At 37.9% G+C, this 1,558-nt stretch carries 1 protein-coding gene; it reads left to right on the plus strand.

The window, feature by feature from the left end:
- Positions 1-274: 274 nt before the first annotated feature.
- A complete protein-coding gene (locus LD39_RS21160; protein WP_035553598.1) occupies positions 275-1,303 on the plus strand; it encodes an AimR family lysis-lysogeny pheromone receptor in 1,029 nt (342 codons plus the stop codon).
- The last annotated feature ends 255 nt before the right edge of the window (positions 1,304-1,558 follow it).

Here is a 1,558-nt window from a genome sequence, read left to right on the forward strand (position 1 = left end):
CTCCCCCACAGGAAAGCGAGTAGCTTCCCAATCACCCCTGCCTCCCAATATGGCAAACGAACCCCAAAGTATCTTGAAATCAAGTCTTCCACAATCGTGTACGTTTTGTTGAATAACTTATAGGATGCATATTTGCATTTGTGTGATAAGTCTACAAAACCAAAATTAGTGTAATAAATATTAAGCCTAAAATTCCTAATATACACAAAAATCTTTGTATTTAGACAAAAAAATAATATAATAGAACTAGTTAAAAGGGTTGGGGGTATCAACTATGAGCAGCCATCATATCATTGAACCAAATCAAATCAACCGTGTCCATTTAAACCATTTTTCTCCTATCTATGAGTTTTATCATCAAAAGCTAAAGGTTGATAGTTTAAAAGGAGCCAGGGAATCGACCAAGCAATATATCGTTTCTTCGGTCTTCTCTGCTTTCGAAGACCAGTTAACCGCGGCTGAATTTTTGTACATGAATGATTACTTCGACGAGTTAAATCAGTTCATTGCAACACCCCCTTATCACCAAGACATTAAGAAGTTGTACAGAATCGTTCTTGATCGAAAGAAAACTCCTCTAACGCATAAAGATTTAGATGAAATAAAGAAACTTTCCTTCACACATCCTTCCCTCAGATGTATGCATCTTTTCTTACTCGTTTATGCCCACTATGACGTAAGAAAGTATGCCGGGATGGATAACTATAGTGAAGACATCCTAGAAATGATGTACACCATTAACGAGCCACTTTTCCATTATTACATGAGGCTTCGTTTTGACGAAGTAACCTTTCACCATTATTGGAAAACTAATCACATGATCCTTGCAAAGAAGTTTGCTTATAAGTACATCAATGCGGGATTAGCTCCACGAAAGCAATTGACGATGAACCATCACCTGTCGCTCTGTCACGTGTTTGAAAGTTACGAGGCCTCGATGCATTATGTAAACATCGCTCTCAAGTTTGCAGAAGAAAATAAATTCTCAAAATCAATTGAGATTATTAATAATCAGACCATACCTTTCATATCTTCTTTTCATGGAAAGACAGAAAAAGTGAGAACATCTGACCCTGTAGAGACCGCCCATCAGGCGATTGTAAAGGGAGATTATACAAAAGCTATCCGTATATTATCTTCCATCCAATCCCCTACTCCCTACCAAGATAGTTACTTAGGCTTGGCCAAAAAAGATCTACAGCTGCTTCGCAAAGCAAAGGACAGATTCGTCAGTGATTATAGAGATTTGTTCTTCGCTCAGCTACCTGAGTATTATATGAAACGGATCATTAAAGCATTGTAAGCAGCTGTTCAAATGAACAGCTGCTTTTTCTCATTAAAGACTTGTATTTCATCACCCACTTCCCAGTGTCTAATAAGCCACTTTTTATGACTATTGTTATTGGCCATCCGGTTACTTTATTAATTATAAATATTCAATAATCGTGCAGGATTGTGGAAGACTTAATTCCGAGATGTTTGTCAGTCTGTTTCCTTTTCTTGGGGCAGAATTAGGAGGTCCTGGAAATCACTCGCTTTCCGTGGGCATGTGGTGAGC

The organism is Halobacillus sp. BBL2006 (genome assembly GCF_000786645.1).
In the GTDB taxonomy this organism is placed as follows: domain Bacteria; phylum Bacillota; class Bacilli; order Bacillales; family Halobacillaceae; genus Halobacillus.

Excerpts from the sequence above, each read along its gene's own strand:
- LD39_RS21160 (WP_035553598.1), top strand. The coding sequence starts at position 275 with ATGAGCAGCCATCATATCATTGAACCAAATCAAATCAACCGTGTCCAT.